The organism is Hyalangium versicolor (assembly GCF_020103695.1).
Taxonomy (GTDB): domain Bacteria; phylum Myxococcota; class Myxococcia; order Myxococcales; family Myxococcaceae; genus Hyalangium; species Hyalangium versicolor.
Genome location: NZ_JAHXBF010000026.1, coordinates 1 through 15,172, shown reverse-complemented (window position 1 = coordinate 15,172; position 15,172 = coordinate 1). Strand labels below are relative to the sequence as shown.

General features: G+C 66.6%; 15 protein-coding genes and 1 pseudogene. 6 read left to right on the top strand and 10 right to left on the bottom strand.

Going from position 1 to position 15,172, the window contains the following annotated elements; all coding sequences use genetic code 11:
* Window positions 1–2: 2 nt before the first annotated feature.
* From sctN to KY501_RS40910, 10 genes are all read right to left on the bottom strand, one after another.
* Window positions 3–1,310 (bottom strand): type III secretion system ATPase SctN, encoded by a 1,308-nt coding sequence (gene sctN / locus KY501_RS40955; protein ID WP_224369359.1) that lies wholly within the window; start codon window positions 1,308–1,310, stop codon window positions 3–5.
* Window positions 1,311–1,314: 4 nt separating this feature from the next.
* Window positions 1,315–1,995: a FliH/SctL family protein gene (locus tag KY501_RS40950; protein WP_224369358.1), complete on the bottom strand. Its 681-nt coding sequence runs from the start codon at window positions 1,993–1,995 to the stop codon at window positions 1,315–1,317.
* 24 nt (window positions 1,996–2,019) lie between these two features.
* The gene (locus KY501_RS40945; RefSeq protein WP_224369357.1) at window positions 2,020–4,083 is read right to left on the bottom strand and encodes a hypothetical protein; all 2,064 of its coding nucleotides are present in this window, start codon (window positions 4,081–4,083) and stop codon (window positions 2,020–2,022) included.
* Between the two features lie 65 nt (window positions 4,084–4,148).
* A complete protein-coding gene (locus tag KY501_RS40940) occupies window positions 4,149–4,946 on the bottom strand; it encodes a type III secretion protein (protein ID WP_224369356.1) in 798 nt (265 codons plus the stop codon).
* Between the two features lie 126 nt (window positions 4,947–5,072).
* Window positions 5,073–5,558, bottom strand: a complete 486-nt coding sequence (locus KY501_RS40935; protein WP_224369355.1) for an EscF/YscF/HrpA family type III secretion system needle major subunit — start codon at window positions 5,556–5,558, stop codon at window positions 5,073–5,075.
* Complete coding sequence (locus KY501_RS40930) at window positions 5,515–6,348, bottom strand: sigma-70 family RNA polymerase sigma factor (RefSeq protein ID WP_224369354.1); 834 nt, start codon at window positions 6,346–6,348, stop codon at window positions 5,515–5,517. Before KY501_RS40930 ends, KY501_RS40935 begins: the two co-directional genes overlap by 44 nt.
* A 7-nt stretch (window positions 6,349–6,355) precedes the next feature.
* Window positions 6,356–6,751 (bottom strand): hypothetical protein, encoded by a 396-nt coding sequence (locus KY501_RS40925; RefSeq protein WP_224369353.1) that lies wholly within the window; start codon window positions 6,749–6,751, stop codon window positions 6,356–6,358.
* Between the two features lie 35 nt (window positions 6,752–6,786).
* Window positions 6,787–7,221: a tetratricopeptide repeat protein gene (locus tag KY501_RS40920; protein ID WP_224369352.1), complete on the bottom strand. Its 435-nt coding sequence runs from the start codon at window positions 7,219–7,221 to the stop codon at window positions 6,787–6,789.
* A gap of 98 nt (window positions 7,222–7,319) precedes the next feature.
* Window positions 7,320–7,898, bottom strand: coding sequence for a hypothetical protein (locus KY501_RS40915; protein ID WP_224369351.1), 579 nt, complete (start codon window positions 7,896–7,898; stop codon window positions 7,320–7,322).
* A 165-nt stretch (window positions 7,899–8,063) separates the two neighbouring features.
* The gene (locus tag KY501_RS40910; protein ID WP_224369350.1) at window positions 8,064–8,342 is read right to left on the bottom strand and encodes a hypothetical protein; all 279 of its coding nucleotides are present in this window, start codon (window positions 8,340–8,342) and stop codon (window positions 8,064–8,066) included.
* Between the two features lie 267 nt (window positions 8,343–8,609).
* Between KY501_RS40910 and KY501_RS40905 the strand changes: the two genes are divergently transcribed.
* The 6 genes and pseudogenes from KY501_RS40905 to KY501_RS40880 form a co-directional block, all read left to right on the top strand.
* Window positions 8,610–9,302: a hypothetical protein gene (locus KY501_RS40905; protein ID WP_224369349.1), complete on the top strand. Its 693-nt coding sequence runs from the start codon at window positions 8,610–8,612 to the stop codon at window positions 9,300–9,302.
* 379 nt (window positions 9,303–9,681) lie between these two features.
* Window positions 9,682–10,425: an ABC transporter ATP-binding protein gene (locus tag KY501_RS40900; RefSeq protein WP_224369348.1), complete on the top strand. Its 744-nt coding sequence runs from the start codon at window positions 9,682–9,684 to the stop codon at window positions 10,423–10,425.
* The gene (locus KY501_RS40895) at window positions 10,425–12,536 is read left to right on the top strand and encodes an ABC transporter permease (protein WP_224369347.1); all 2,112 of its coding nucleotides are present in this window, start codon (window positions 10,425–10,427) and stop codon (window positions 12,534–12,536) included. The genes KY501_RS40900 and KY501_RS40895 overlap by 1 nt, the downstream gene beginning before the upstream one ends.
* Before the next feature lie 4 nt (window positions 12,537–12,540).
* Window positions 12,541–13,842, top strand: coding sequence for an ABC transporter permease (locus tag KY501_RS40890; protein WP_224369346.1), 1,302 nt, complete (start codon window positions 12,541–12,543; stop codon window positions 13,840–13,842).
* A gap of 7 nt (window positions 13,843–13,849) precedes the next feature.
* Window positions 13,850–14,629, top strand: coding sequence for an outer membrane lipoprotein-sorting protein (locus tag KY501_RS40885; RefSeq protein ID WP_224369345.1), 780 nt, complete (start codon window positions 13,850–13,852; stop codon window positions 14,627–14,629).
* Window positions 14,626–15,172, top strand: a pseudogene (locus tag KY501_RS40880) (hypothetical protein); the annotation flags it as partial. The gene KY501_RS40885 and the pseudogene KY501_RS40880, both read left to right, overlap by 4 nt.

The following is a 15,172-nucleotide window of genomic DNA, read 5'->3' as shown; positions in this document are numbered from 1 at the left end:
CGTCAGTCCTGGAAGAGTCCGATGAGCTTCTCGACTGTCTCCTCGAAGGGCGAGTTCGAGTGAGTGTCCTGTTTGAGGAAGTCGATGATGGCGTCGTACTTGTCGATGGCGTAGTCGGTCCGGGGGTCCGTGCCGTACTGGTACGCCCCCAGGAGGATGAGATCTCTCTGCTTTTCGTAGGTGGAGAGCGTCTCGCGCAGCTTGCCGGCCGCCTTCTTGTGCTCCTTGGAGACAATCCCGCTCATGACACGGGAGAGGCTGGCCAGCACGTCCATGGCGGGCCACTGGTTGCGCTCGCCCAGGGCGCGGTTGAGGATGAAGTGACCGTCGAGAATACCGCGGACTTCGTCGGCGATGGGCTCTTCCATGTCACCGCCGGCCACGAGGCAGGTGTAGATGGCGGTGCACTTGCCCTTTTCCGAGTTGCCCGTGCGCTCGAGGATGCGCGGCAGCATGGAGAACACGCTGGGCGGGTAGCCCTGGCGGGCTGGGGGCTCGCCGATGGCCAAGCCGATCTCACGCTGGGCGCGGGCGAGACGCGTCACCGTGTCGAGCATGAAGAGCACGTTGCCGCCACGCTCGCGGAAGTACTCGGCGATGGCGGTGGCCACATAGGCGGCGCGCAGACGCACCAGGCTGGGCTGGTCGGAGGTGGCGCACACCAGCACGGCGCGCTTCATGCCCTCCTCGCCCATGGCGTCTTCGATGAACTCGCGAACCTCGCGGCCACGCTCGCCGATCAGCGCGACGACGCTCAGGTCCGCTTGGGTGTTCCGGGCTATCTGGCCCATGAGCGTGGACTTACCCACGCCGGAACCTGCGAAGAGGCCCACACGCTGGCCCTCGCCCACGGTGAGCAACCCGTCGATGCAGCGCACGCCCAGGGGCAGTGGGCGCTCGATGCGCTGGCGCTTGAACGGGTCCGGGCATTCACGATCCACGGACCAGTCGATCATGCCGTCCGGCATGGGCTTGCCGTCGATGGGCTCGCCGGTGCCGCCGAGCACGCGGCCCAGCAACTGGTCTCCGCACTTGATGGTGAGCGGATTGCCGGTGGGGATCACCTCGCTGTCAGGTCCGATACCGGACAGCTCGCCCAGGGGCATGAGCATCACCTCGTCGCCCTGGAAGCCCACCACCTCCGCCTTCACCCGGCTGGTGCGGCTCTTGACGTAGACGACCTCTCCCACGCGCACGTTTGGCACGCTGGCCTTGACCACCAGGCCCGTGAGCTCCGTCACGCGTCCTCGCACCCGGACGAGCGAGGCTTCCTTCAGCAGTGAGTAGTAGTGCGAGAGATCGATCGCCATGGCCCTACGCCGGTCCTTCCTTCTTCCTGTTGGGGTCGGGCAGCAGCACGTTCTGCAGCATCTCGAACTGGGTGGGCAGCTGCGCGTCCACGGTGCCGAACTCCGTCTGGACGATGCAGCCCACCGAGGACACTTCCGGATCCTCGCGGATGGCCAGATCCACCGCCCGGCCGATGAGCTCCATCAACTCCGGCTTGCGAGCGCGCAGCACCTGCGCCGTCTTGGGGTGCACCCGCAGCACCATGGAGCGCGCGTTGCGGATCTGCTCGATGGCCGTGGCGCACATGTCGATGAGCAGCTCCGGCTGCCGCTCGATGTCCCGGCCGATGATCTTCTCGGCGATCTTGCAGGCCAGGGCGATGATGTCCCTCTCATTGCTGGCCAGCAGCTCCCCGGCCTGCATCTTGGCGCGCAGGATCACCTCCGTGGACTGCGCCAGCCCCTCCTGGCGGCCCTGCTCGCGCGCCTTGGCCAGCACCTCCTCGCGCTCGCGCAGGGTCTCCGCGACGATGCGCTCCTTCTCGCGGTTGGCCTCCTCGATGATGCCCTGGGCGCCCTGGCGGGCCTCGAAGACCTCCGCATTCATCACTCCCGCGCGCGCGGGACGTGGCGCCATGGAGGGCCGGTCGTTCGCTACGGCGGCGTCGCCCGTCCCATCACCTTTGATCACCTTGCCGATCGCCATGAACAGCTCCTTGCCGACCGGATGCTAGCGCGAACCGCCGCGCGGTCCACGCCCCGAGTTGCTCGGGGAAACGGGCCGAGGCCGGCGCTCCACGCTCGTCCCCTCTCCTCCTTTCGCAGGGATTGCTCCCCCGGAAGTAGGCGACTGCTTGCCCGAAAGGACGCGGGGCGGACGCTCGGGCTCTTCTGTAAGTGCAGGGCGCACCCCGGTCCGCTGGCTGCGGACACCGGGAGAGGAGATGACGCGAGAGCCCTCCGGATCCGTGGACCCTCCCGTGCGCTCGACGGGCCGAGGCGGAAGGCGTGCGGGAGGGACACGGGGAGGAGGAACACGTGCGGGAGGAGCACCGCGCCGCTCTCCTTCGCGCTCGCGACGCGGCGCGGGAGCAGCTCCCACTTCGGGCGGAGGCCGCCGGGCTCCCGCGCGCGCCCCATCTCCCGCTTCAGGAGGAGGAGGCGGCGGCGGACGAGACCGGGAGTGTTCGACTTCGGACGGAGGCGGACGGGACCGGGAGTGCTCCACTTCAGGAGGAGGTGGAGGACGGCCGCCGACGCGCGAGCCATCGCGGCTGGGAGGTGGACCGATTCGAGCGCCCGTGGGATCCGGGGCAATCCCCGGCTCTCGCCGGGAGGGCTGTGCCACAACGGACTCTCTCGGGGACGCTCGAAGTTTGCGAGACGGCTCCTGCCCCTCATCGCCGAGAGGCGCCAGACGAGAGAGCTCCCGGGGATGCCTGCGGGACGGCTCGGGAGACTCGTCCCCCAGGCGTGGATCACGGGAGGACATCGCTCCGGCCCGGCGGGCCGCGCGCTCGGCCATGGGATCCCTGCGCTCATTGGGATTGGCCGTCGGATTGGCAGGATTGGCGCCCGCGCCGCCCACGGCTCCGGCGCGACGAGCCTCCCGCTCGGCCATGATGTCGCGCCGGGGAGCAGGAGCCGCAGCGGCACTCAAGCGCTCCTGGGGTAGAGCACCTCGGGAGGGCATCGCGTCACGGCCAGCAGGCTCACGGCCGGGCTCCTTTCCAGGCTCGCGGCCGGGCTCCTTTCCAGGCTCACGGCCGGGCTCGCGGCCCGCCTCACGCACCGGAGCCACGACCGAGGCTCGGGCCGGAGGCGGATTCAGCGCCGGGCGCTGCGGAGTGAGACGCACCGGGCGATCGATGAGGCCGCGAGCGGCCAGCCGCTCCAGGTCCGCGACGATGTCGGCACGGCCACCATCCGTGGTGCGCGAGACGGGCTTGGCGCGCTCGTCCCGGACCCACTTCGCCAGCAAGCTGCCAAAGTCGCCCCGGTGCCGCTCGAGCATACGCGCGGCGAACTCCGCGGACTGGGACACGCACGCGCGAGCCAGACGCTGGGTGCCCGCGCTGCGGATGGCGCCCGAGAGGTTCTTCAGCCCGTCATGCACACCGAGCTGCTCCTTGGACTCCTCCTCGGGCAGCTTTCGGGGCGCGTTGGCCTGCACGGACTTGGAGGCCAGAGACTTCTGGTCCGGAGGCAGGGCCGCGATGAGCTGATCCCGCTGGGCCTCGGGGAGCCCCGCCAGCGCCGGCCCGAGCACTCGCGCGCCGAGCCGATCACAGACGGTGAGCAGTTCGCGAGGCTGCAGCATGAGCACGTCGCTGAACTTGAAGCTCACCTGCGAGCCGGCGCTGCGCGACAGCCGCTCCTCGAGCTTCCAGCGGACGATGTCCAGCACCTGCGGGCGGACCTCGCGGGTGAGCTTCAGCGGCTTCTGGGGCAGGTGGGCGCGCACGGCCTCGGCGAGCACCCCGGGCAGCGCTCGCAGCACCACTTCCGCCAGCGCGCCACGCTCCTTCTGGATGAGCGCCGCCAGCTTGTCGGGCTCGGCGCTCCAGAGCTGCCCGCGGCGATCCTTCACCAGCTTCTTGATCTCCTGCACGAGCAGCGGGATCCGCTTCTCGCGAGGAATCTGCATGATCTCATGCGCTCGATGGAGCAGCAGCTCGCCCTCCTCCGGCGCGAGGTGCTCCAGCGAGGCGACGCCCTCCTGACCGCCGAAGGTGATGGCGGTCAGCAGCAGCATCGTCTGGCGTTTGTTGAGCGAGGTGAAGAATTGATCCACCAACGGTCACCTCGCGGCCCTCAGGGCCTGGGGTTCGATACAGGAGGCACCGGAAGCGCCTGGCCTCAGCTCTGCCGGCGCGCGGGCCGCCCAGCCGCGCCACCACCGCTGCCGCGCATGAGCACCCAGGCCGACAGGCCAATCATGCCGAGGACGAAGATGGACACCAGCGCCACCACCACGCGGAACTCGCTGGCGCTGGCCGCCGTCATGCGCAGGCCGAATACGTCCTGAAGCCGGTTCTCGGGGTTGGTCTCCGCCACGGGCGCCAGAGCGGGCGTGAGCAGCACGGTGACCTTGTCCGGCGTCAGCTCCTGCACGGCGGAGGAGACGAACTGCTGGACCTCCTTCTCGGTGAGGGGCGGCTTGCCCTCGAGCGTCGGCCGGTAGCGGACCATCACCGAGGCGGACGGCATGGGCTTCTTGTCCGGCTGGGTCAGATCATTGGTCTCGGGGATGTTGACGATGACGTTCGACTCCAGCACGCCGTCCACCTTGGTCAGCGCGTTGGAGACCTCGCCGGCCACCGCCTTGAGCATCATCGCTCGCTCCTCGGCGGCGGTGGGCACCATGCTGCCCTTGGCGAAGTGGTTGAAGCCCTTCTCCAAGGGGCGAGGCAGCGAGTTGCTGCGCAGCAGCTCCGCGGCCTGCGCGGCGTCCGACTTGGACACCACGATGGTGAACATCATTTCCTTGCCTTCGCCCGACGCGAGCTTCGTGGCGTTGATGCCGTTCTTGCTCAGCAGGACGTAGATCTCGTTGGCATCCTCTTCCGTCAGGCCGTGCTGCAATTCGATGGAGCAGCCCGTGGCGAAGAGCAGGGCGAGGAGCGGGATGACCAGCTTCAACGATCGATGAGTCATGTGCGAGGCCTAGCTTAGCGGCGCGGCGCGCCCGTTCCAACATGGGCCCCGGAAAACATGGAAGGGCGATCCCCACGAGAGGGACCGCCCTTCAGGTGCCGCCCGGATGAGGGGCAGGCGACGGAGCTACACCTGGGTCTTGACCACGTCCTTGAGGCCGCTGGTGGCCTTCTCGACGACCTTGCTGGTCAGGTCCAGCTCCTGCGTGTACTTGTACATGGAGGCCTGGAGCGAGAGCAGCTCGCCGTTGGAGAAGTTCTTGCCGCTCATGCCCGAGTTGATCAGCTTCTCGAGGTTGAGCTGGCCCTTCTCCAGAGAGGAGACCATGTTGGACACCATGCCGCCGGCCTTGCTCGTCTCCGCCTTGGCGTCCACGGGCTGGGCGGCGCGCGCCGAGAGCTGCTCGCTGCTGGCGCCGTTCACCTTGTTGAGGCCCGCCTTCTCCGTCTTGTTGACGGTCTCCACCTGGCGCACCTGGTCGGCCTTCTGCGTGGCCTGCGCCTTCTGGGTGGCCTGAGCGGCCTGCGCGGAGTGAGCCTGGTCGACGCCGCCAGCGCCCTGGGCCTTGTTAGCGAGAGCCGCGTCGAACTTCGACGCCCCCTGCTTGTTCACCTGCTGCGCGCCCTGATCCTGCAGCTTCTGCTGCGCGATCTGTGCGGCCGAGACGCCTGCCATCGGACCCGCCATGTGACTGCCTCCTTGCATCGTCGGAGGAGACCGGAGTCTCCTCGTCGTCTAAAAGTTCCTTGAGCCGCTCGATGGCCCGCGCATGCAGCCGCGACGCCCAGCTCTTCGACTGCCCGATCTCCGACCCCGCCTCTTCCAACGTCTTGCCGTGGAAGTAGTAGCCCTGCAGCAGCTGCCGCTCCTTCTCCGGGAGCTTCTCGATCGCCGCCCTCACCCGCCGCTTCAGCTGCTCCATCTCCAGCCGCTGATCCGCCGGCAGAGACTCGTCCACGTACCCCGCGTTGTCCGCACCCTCCAAGCTGGTGGCGAACACCATCGCCAGCCCCGTGACGGCGCTGGAGATGTCACTGACATCATCGTCGAATGACCCTCCGCGGTTGCCTCCGCCCTGCTCGCGATCCGAAAGATTTCCAAGGTAGGCGGCCCCGCGCTCTCCCGCAAAAGCGGTACGGGCATCCGCACCCCGCAACACCCCCATTTTCCTCAACCCGTCGAATATCGCACCTTTAATGCGATAGTGCGCGAAGGTGAGGAAATTGGCACCAACCTTGGGATCAAAGCGATCCGCGGCCTCGAGCAGGCCGATCTGGCCATAGGCGACCAGCTCCTCGATCTCGAGTTGGGCATTGAACTGCTTGCGCACGGTCGCCGCGAGCGACCGCACGTAGGGCCCGTACTTCTCGAGGATGGACTTCTTGTCGTCGCCGAAACCCAAACGCCACTCACTCAGCCTTGGACCAAAGCCGCTCGAGAACCTGGTTGAGACGCGGATCCTCCTGAAGCGCATCCGCGATCTTGCCCGAGAGCGTGGAGGACTTCATGTGGAGCTTCTCCTTGAGGACCTCGGCGACCAGGTGCCGAGTGGCCTCCTCCTTGTTCTTGAAGCCTCCGTTCTTGAGCTGCTTGGCGATAGCCATCGCCTGGGCCGCGATGGGATCCGCCGCCTTGGCGCTCTCCACATTGGAAGAGCCCACCAGCCCGGAGGGACCCACCAGGGACTCGGCCTTGTCGACCTTGCCCCCAAAGCTGGATCCACCCACGGGGGCCTTGCCGGACGCGCCCTTGGCGCCTCCTGCCCGGCCCTTGCCACCCCCTCGTCCGACTCCACCGACAGCCATCGCCAGTCCTCCTGAACTTCAGCGCATTGTACGCGCTACTTCTTGGGCGGGGGGAGAGCCCCCGCATCCTTGGCTTCCACGAGAGCGCGCGCGAGCCGGGCCCCATCACCTTCGGGCTCGAGATCCATCGCCGCCTTCAGTTCCTTCATCGCTTCCGGGACCTTGCCCATGAAGAGTAGCGCTTCTCCGGCGTGCGCGCGCGGCAGTGCGGACTGCGGCGCCAACCGCTGGGCTGCCCGGTAGGCCTGCAGGGCCTTGTCGTGACGACCCTGGGCGAACTCGAGCGCGCCGAGCGCCAGCTGCGGAACCTCGCTCTTGGGCATCAACGAGGCGGCGCCCGAAAAGACGTCCTTCGCCTTGTCGAAACGGCCCATGTCCAGCCAGATGTAGCCCGCCTCGAGCAGGATCATTGCCTGCTGTTTGGCGACAGGGACCAGGCTGCCAGCAATCTCCGAAGCAGACTCCGCCATGAACCGCGCTCTCCTTTGCAAGGCCCCGGAAGGAAGAAGGGCGGCTTGAACGCCGCCCTCCGTCCTGCACCGGGTCCGTCCGCCGACAGCTTAGCGGATCAGCGGATGTTGCCGATGGCGTTCTTCGCCGTGTCGTGCCGGGTCTTCAGCACGTTGGAGATGGTCTGGTACTTCTGGGACTCGTTCTGCAGCGCGGACTGGAGCTTCAGCAGCTCCTTCTGCTGCGAGAACATGCTGGCCATGTCCGAGTTGAACTCGGTGCCCGAGGCGCCCGTGCTACCGCCCAGGTAGTTCGGGTTGCCCGAGGTGCCCGTGCCCGGGATGCCGACGCCGCCCGTGCCGCCCACGGTGGTGTTCACCGAGGGAACGCCCACGGTGCTCACCGCGCCGCCGCCCACAGAGCCGCCCGTGCCCGGCAGCGAGCCGGTGTACGGGGTGGTGGCCGAGCCCGGCACGCCCTGGGACGACAGGGTGCTCATCGAGGAAACCGCCGCCGAGACGATGCCGCTGCCCGGGATCATGCCAGCCGCCACGCCCACGCCGCTGGACACCGCGCCCGCCACGTTGTTCACGCCGGCCTGCACGCGAGCGCCAAAGCTCGTGTCAGGGGTCTGCCGACCCACGGACAGATTGGCAGACATCCGGGGAGTAGGACCCATCAAACCGTCGACCTTCATTTTTTGCCTCCAGCGTACGAGCGTTCGAACACTCAGAAAGGGGTAGAGCCCGGCCAGCCCGGCGCTCTCATTGTAATTATCGTCGATCAGCGGCCTGGGTTGCCTTACTCCCCCCGAATAACCCGCTTTTCGGAGGTATCCTCAGCAATTCCAGGCACTTGCGAGTTAGCGGCGCCCCTTGGGGCCCTGGGACTCCGCGATCAGGCGCTCACGGGTTTCCAGGAGGAGGCCGAGCAGCTCCTCGGTACTGGTGAGGGCGGCCTGGACCTTCTTGCCCTGATCCACCTTGGGGCCCTTGAGCGCGGCGAGGCCCTCCTTGATGGGGTTGAAGAGCGCCTGGACCTCCTCGGCGGTAGCGCCCTCGATGAAGGACTCGACGGCCGGATAGGTGGGCGTGGGGAGCGGCTCGGGAACCGGGGCTTGCTGCTGCTTGGGGGGAGGCATCTTGGGAAGGGTCTCCTGTCAGGGCGCCGCTCAGGCGGCCGGCGCGAAGCGGACCCCGGGACGCTAGGAGAAAACTCCCCCCATGTTCAAGACGGCCGTCACGCCCGCGCGGCAACGTGGCTACCAGGCGACGCTCGAACAGCGAGCATGCGCGCGGCCTTGCCTGGGGTGACCTGCCCCTGTCTCCAAGCGCACCTAGGTTTTTCCTAGCGGGGGAAGCGCACTGCACCCCACCGCACTCACAGAAATCCACTGGGGGAGACTTCCATGACGACCAAGAAACTGATGGGGCTGTTCGCGTCCGTGGCGCTGATGAGCTCTGGCATGGCGCTCGCGAACGAGGGGAAGAAGCACGACTCGCAGCATCAGCAGACACAGAACCAAGGATCCACGAACCAGGGCTCGAGCATTGGCGGCTCCGGCACCGTGGGCACCGATCAGGGCAGCAGCCAGAGCGGCCAGATGGGTCAGGGCTCGATGCACACCCAGCTGAGTGGCAACCAGCTGACGGGCCGGGTGGTGAAGAACGACAAGAAGACCGTGTGGATTGAGCACGCGGGCGCCATCGTCCCTCTGAAGATCGACAAGAACACGCAGTTCGCCGATCCGAGCCTCAAGCGGGCGCAGGACATCAAGGAGGGCGACGAGATCCGCGCGTCCTTCGAGATCCGCAAGACGGACAACGTGGCCACGAGCATCGAGAAGTCCACGAACTCCGGAATGGGCGGCAGCGGCACAGAGGTGATGTCGCCCGACTCGTCCATCAACCAGTCGCCTGGCACCCTGCCCCCGAATGACGGCACGGGCGGCAGCGGCCGCGACAGCGACGTGCTCTCGCCGGACATCCACAATGGCGCCGGCTCGGACATCCACAACGGCACCGGCGGTAGCGGCAGCAATCTGGGCACGGGCTCGGACGTGAACCCGGACTCCAATCAGGGCAAGACCGGCGACTACTAGCAGCACCTCTGCCAGGTGGCTCCCTCGAGAGGGAGCCGCCCTCCGCCCGACAGGGCTCGAGGCCCGCGATCCATGCAATGCATGGGATCGTGGGCCTCGATTTTTACCAGCCCGTCACAATGGCGCGCAGGGCACTCCTGCCCTTATTGACGGCGTCCTCCGTAAGCAGCTAGATGCCGCGCACTCGAACGGTACAGGCGTACAGGCATTGCACCGTTCCACGGGGGTGTCGGGGAGTCATGCAAGCGGGTGGTCCCAACCACCAGGAGTCCTGCCTCGGCGATGCGTCCGCGAGCTGCGCGGACGTGGCTACGAGCGGGTACTTCCGTCCGCGACGCGCTGCCAGCCCCTCCGTGAGCGCTGAAAGGGCCCCCTTCACATGACCACCGCAGATCCCACGATTGTCTCAATCAATGAAGTGACCAAGGACTACCGCCTGGGCAAGGTCGTGGTGCCCGCGCTGCGTGGCGTCTCCCTGCAGGTGTACCCGGGAGAGTTCATCTCCATCGCGGGACCGTCCGGCAGCGGCAAGACGACGCTGTTGAACCTGATTGGCTGCGTGGACACGGCGACCTCCGGCGTGGTGAAGGTGGCCGGAGAGGACACCAAGCAGCTTTCGGAAAGCCAGCTGACGAACCTGCGACTGCACACCATCGGGTTCATCTTCCAGAGCTTCAACCTGGTGTCGGTGCTCAGCGTCTTCCAGAACGTGGAGTTCCCGCTGCTGCTGCAGAAGAAGCTCAACGCGAGTGAGCGGCGCACCCGGGTGATGGCGCTGCTGGAGCGGGTGGGACTGGCGGGCCATGCGAAGCACCGGCCCAACGAGCTGTCCGGAGGCCAGCGCCAGCGTGTGGCGGTGGCTCGGGCACTGGTGACGCAGCCGCAGATCGTCCTGGCGGACGAGCCGACGGCGAACCTGGACTCGGTGACGGGCCAGCAGATCATCGACCTGATGAAGGAGATGAACCGCGAGCGCGGCACCACCTTCATCTTCTCCACACACGACGCGAAGGTGATGACGCACGCCAACGCGGTGGTGCGGCTGGCGGACGGAAAGGTCCTCGACCGCGTCACTCCCGCCGAGGCGGGCCTGTCCATGGCGTCCGGAGTGGAGGCGCACTAATGCTGGGCACACTCAAGCTGCTCCTGCAGGTGGCCTTCCGCAACCTGCTCAAGAGCAAGGTCAACATCATCATCGGCGGCATCATCTTCTTCCCGTCCTGCCTCGTCGTGACGGGAGGATCGCTCCTGGACAGCATGAACTCCTCCATGAGCCGGTCGATCATCGGCTCGCTGTCCGGGCACCTCCAGGTGTACTCGGACAAGTCCAAGGAAGAGCTGGCGCTGTTCGGCAACATGGGCGGAGAGGCGGACATCGCCGCCATCGACAGCTTCACACCCATCAAGACGGCGCTGGAGAAGCACCCCAACGTGAAAACGGTGGTGCCCATGGGAACCAACGGGGCGCTCATCACCTCCGGCAACACGGTGGACCTCACGCTGGCCCGCATCCGCGATCTGTACCGGAAGAACGCCGCCGAGGGTGAGACGCCCGAGCGGCGGGCGCAAATCGAGAGCCTCAAAGCGCACGTACGCCATCTGGCCGAGCTGCTCGAAGCCGAGAAGGAGACGCGCAAGGTGCTGATGCGCGACGAGGCCCGGGATCCCTCCGAGATCGCGGCGCTGGAGAAGGCCCGCTCGGACGCGTTCTGGGCGGACTTCGACAAGGACCCGCTCGGCTCGCTGGAGTTCCTGGAGAACCAGCTGGCGCCCCAGGTGGCGGACGGAGATCTGCTCTACATCCGCTACGTGGGCACGGACCTGGACGCGTTCCAGAAGAGCTTCGATCGCATGCAGATCGTCGACGGGCAGAAGGTGCCCGAAGGCAAGCGCGGCATGCTGCTGTCCAAATTCTTCTACGAGGAGAACCTCAAGCTGAAGACCGCGCGCCGGATGGACCTCATCAAGGAGGCGCGAGACACCAACAAGAAGACCATCGCGCTCGATCCCCTGCTCCAGCGCTATGTGAAGGAGAACTCCTCGCAGACGCGCGAGATCGTCTACCAGCTCGATCCGCTCAAGACGCAGCAGGCCGTGGCGAAGCTCCAGGAGGCACTCGGCTCCCAGGAGAAGGATCTGTCGAAGCTGTTGAGCAGCTTCCTGGCAGTGACCGACGAGAACTTCGACACCCGCTACAAGCAGTTCTACGAGCAGTTGGTGCCGCTGCTGGACCTCTACCGCATCAAGATGGGGGACACGCTGACCATCACCGCCTTCAGCCGCACGGGCTACGTGCAGAGCGTGAACGTCCCCATCTACGGCACCTACCAGTTCAGCGGGCTGGAGAAGTCCCCGGTGGCGGGCGCCGCGAACCTCATGGACATGGTGTCCTTCCGCGAGCTCTATGGCTACCTCACCGAGGAGAAGAAGGAGGAGATCGCCCAGCTCAAGAGCAAGAGCGGCGCGGCCGAGGTGAAGCGCGAGGACGCCGAGGCGGCCCTGTTCGGCGGGGATTCCCCCTCCAACCTGGTAGCCGAGGCCACTCCCGGCCTCATCAACGAGAACGAGCAGATCACCACCACGGGCGCCGCCCTGCGCAACGAGGACCTGCTCCAGCGCGTCTACTCGCAAAAGGAGATCGAGGGCGGCATGGTGCTCAGCGCCGCCATCATCCTGAAGGATCCGTCGAAGCTGGATGCCACGCTGGCGGAGTTGCAGCAGTCCCAGGAGCTCAAGGACCTGAAGTTGCGCGTGGTGAGCTGGCAGCAGGCCGCGGGCCTCATCGGCCAGTTCGTGATGATGATGCGCATGGTGCTGTGGGGCATCATCACCATCCTGTTCGTGGTGGTGCTGGCCATCATCAACAACGCCGTGATGATGGCGACCATCCAGCGCGTGAAGGAGGTGGGCACCATGCGAGCCATCGGTGCGCAGCGCTCCTTCATCCTGTCCATGGTGCTGCTGGAGACGGTGGTGCTGGGCCTGGTGTTCGGTGGCCTGGGCGCCGGGGTCGGCAGCGCGATCATCGCCTGGCTGCACAACGTGGGCATCCCCGCGGGCTCCGAGGAGATGTACTTCTTCTTCAGCGGCCCGAAGCTCCTGCCCACCCTCGAAGCCTCCAACATCATCACCGCGTTCGTGCTCGTGGTGGGAGTGTCCGTGTTCTCCACCTTCTACCCCGCCTTCCTGGCCACGCGCGTGTCGCCCGTCACCGCGATGCAGACCGACGAGTGAAGCCATGTCCCAGATCCTTCTGATTGCCTTCCGCAACCTGCTGGCTCACACCCGCCGGACCGCGCTGCTGGGCGCCGCCATCGCCGGCGTCACGGGAGTGCTCGTCATCCTGATGGGCGTCAGCAACGGCATGCAGGCCACCATGCTGGAGTCCGCCACCACCCTCATGAGCGGGCACATCAACGTGGGTGGCTTCTACAAAGTCACGGCCGGCCAGTCCGCTCCGGTGGTCACCCAGTACCCGAAGCTCATCCAGGAGATCCGCCAGGATGTGCCCGAGCTGGACTACATCTCCCAGCGCGGACGCGGCTGGGCCAAGCTCGTCTCGGACACCGGCTCGGTGCAGGTGGGCGTGGCCGGCATGGATGTCGAGAGCGAGCCCGGCTTCCGCAAGGTCGTCCAGCTCCGCGAGGGCAAGCTCGATGACCTCAATCAGCCCGGCACCATCCTCATCTTCGAGGAGCAGGCCAAGAAGCTCGATGTGAAGGTCGGTGACACGCTGACCCTGTCGGCCCCCACCATGCGCGGCACCAACAATACCCTGGACGTCCGCGTGGTGGCCATCGCCGCCAACATCGGGATGATGAGTTCCTGGAACACCTTCGTTCCCAGCAAGAGCCTGAGAGATCTCTACCAGCTCAAGGACGACGCCACCGGCGCCATCTTCCTGTACCTCAAGGACATGAAGGCCATCCCCGCCGTGCAGCAGCGCCTGCGCGAGAAGCTGGCGGCGGGTGGCTATACCCTCATGGACAACGACCCGCGCGCCTTCTGGATGAAGTTCGATGTCGTCAATCGCGAGGGCTGGACGGGACAGAAGCTCGACATCACCAACTGGGAGGACGAGATCTCCTTCGTGAAGTGGGTGGTAAGCGCGCTCAATGCCATCACCGGTGGGCTCACCTTCCTGCTCCTGGTGGTCATCGCCGTGGGCATCATGAACACCCTGTGGATCGCCATCCGTGAGCGCACCCGCGAGATTGGCACCCTGCGCGCCATTGGCATGCAGAAGGGCCGCGTGCTGGTGATGTTCCTCACCGAGGCCTTCATGCTCAGCTTCACCGCCACGGTCACGGGCGCCGCGGCGGCCACGGCGCTCTGCATGTTCATCAACTGGCGGCAGGTCGTGGCTCCGCAGGTGGTCCAGGTCATGCTCCTGACGGAGCACTGGTTCCTCAAGGTGGAGCCCGGCTCCGTCGTGTTCGCCGTCACGCTCATCACCGTGGCCTCCATGCTGGTCAGCCTCATTCCCTCCTTCCTCGCCGCGCGGATGAAGCCCGTGACGGCCATGCACCACATCGGGTGATTTCTCCATGACACCTCGAAACCTGCTGTCCGCCGCCTTCGCCGCGGTGCTGCTCGCCTCTCCGGTGGCCTTCGCCCTGGATGGCGCCGAGATGAAGAAGCTCCTGGGAGTCATCGACGACCGCCAGCGCAACGGCGGTGACTACAAGTCGCTCGTCTACCTGGAGCAGAAGGAGAAGGACAAAGCCGACACCGTCCGCGAGGCGCTCGTCTACCGGCGCGACGCGGACGACAAGCTGATGATCCTGTTCACCAAGCCCAAGGGTGAGGCCGGCAAGGGCTACCTGCGCCTGGACAAGAACCTGTGGAGCTACGACCCCAACGTGGGCAAGTGGGAGCGGCGCACCGAGCGCGAGCGCATCGCCGGCACCGACAGCCGCCGCGCCGACTTCGACGAGTCCCGTCTGGCCGAGGAGTATGAACCCACCTATGAGGGCGAGGAGGCCCTGGGCAAGTTCCAGGTGCACAAGCTCAACCTCAAGGCCAAGGCCGACATCGACGTGGCCTACCCCATCATCAAGCTGTGGGTGGACAAGGAGACCACCAACGTCCTCAAGCGCCAGGAGTTCGCTCTCTCCGGCCGCCTGATGCGCACGCTCTATTACCCAAAGTGGCAGAAGCTCTTCAGCGAGTCCAAGGGCTCCGACGTGTGGTACCCGCAGGAGATACGCATCTATGACGAGGTGGAGAAGGCCAACTCCACCGTCATCCTCATCAAGAGCGTGGACCTGCGTTCGCTGGAGGCCAACATCTTCACCAAGGCGTGGCTCGAGAGTAAGAGCCGATGAGCCCCCGCACGCTCGCGCACGCCGCAGCCCTGGCCGCTACGCTGTCCGCCCTGCCCGCCGCCGCTCAGTCGCGCCCCGATGAGGACGCGATGTTCGGCGGCGAGCAGAAGGCGACTCCCGCCGCCGAGGCCGAGAAGGCCCAGGCCCAGCCCGACAGCACTCAGCCCTCCTCCCGCCCCAACGAAGACGCCCTCTTCGGCGGGGACGAGAAGCAGGCTCCGCCATCGGTCAACCCGAGCGCCCCACCCGCTCAGCCTCCCGCCGTGGACCAGGCGGGCCGCGAGGAGACTCGCGACGAGCAGGCGCTCAGCGGCCCCACCCAGCCCGAGGCCTTCGGCTCCGAAGAGCACGTCGATGACCCGCTGAAGATTGGCGGCCAGTTCTACCTGCGCGCCATCGCTCAAGCCTCCGATGGCGTCTCCTTCGGCAGCACCGCCTTCTCGGCTCCCACCCTCGTGGACGGCTACTTCGACGCTCGCCCCACCGACAGACTGCGCGGCATGGTCGTCGGCAGGCTCAGCTTCGATCCCACCCTCCCCTCGC

What these genes read in the sequence shown, in the direction of transcription:
- sctN (WP_224369359.1), bottom strand. Translation starts at nt 1,310, where the DNA reads ATGGCGATCGATCTCTCGCACTACTACTCACTGCTGAAGGAAGCCTCG.
- KY501_RS40950 (WP_224369358.1), bottom strand. Translation starts at nt 1,995, where the DNA reads ATGGCGATCGGCAAGGTGATCAAAGGTGATGGGACGGGCGACGCCGCC.
- KY501_RS40940 (WP_224369356.1), bottom strand. Translation starts at nt 4,946, where the DNA reads ATGACTCATCGATCGTTGAAGCTGGTCATCCCGCTCCTCGCCCTGCTC.
- KY501_RS40925 (WP_224369353.1), bottom strand. Translation starts at nt 6,751, where the DNA reads ATGGCTGTCGGTGGAGTCGGACGAGGGGGTGGCAAGGGCCGGGCAGGA.
- KY501_RS40920 (WP_224369352.1), bottom strand. Translation starts at nt 7,221, where the DNA reads ATGGCGGAGTCTGCTTCGGAGATTGCTGGCAGCCTGGTCCCTGTCGCC.
- KY501_RS40915 (WP_224369351.1), bottom strand. Translation starts at nt 7,898, where the DNA reads ATGAAGGTCGACGGTTTGATGGGTCCTACTCCCCGGATGTCTGCCAAT.
- KY501_RS40910 (WP_224369350.1), bottom strand. Translation starts at nt 8,342, where the DNA reads ATGCCTCCCCCCAAGCAGCAGCAAGCCCCGGTTCCCGAGCCGCTCCCC.
- KY501_RS40905 (WP_224369349.1), top strand. Translation starts at nt 8,610, where the DNA reads ATGACGACCAAGAAACTGATGGGGCTGTTCGCGTCCGTGGCGCTGATG.
- KY501_RS40900 (WP_224369348.1), top strand. Translation starts at nt 9,682, where the DNA reads ATGACCACCGCAGATCCCACGATTGTCTCAATCAATGAAGTGACCAAG.
- KY501_RS40895 (WP_224369347.1), top strand. Translation starts at nt 10,425, where the DNA reads ATGCTGGGCACACTCAAGCTGCTCCTGCAGGTGGCCTTCCGCAACCTG.
- KY501_RS40890 (WP_224369346.1), top strand. Translation starts at nt 12,541, where the DNA reads ATGTCCCAGATCCTTCTGATTGCCTTCCGCAACCTGCTGGCTCACACC.
- KY501_RS40885 (WP_224369345.1), top strand. Translation starts at nt 13,850, where the DNA reads ATGACACCTCGAAACCTGCTGTCCGCCGCCTTCGCCGCGGTGCTGCTC.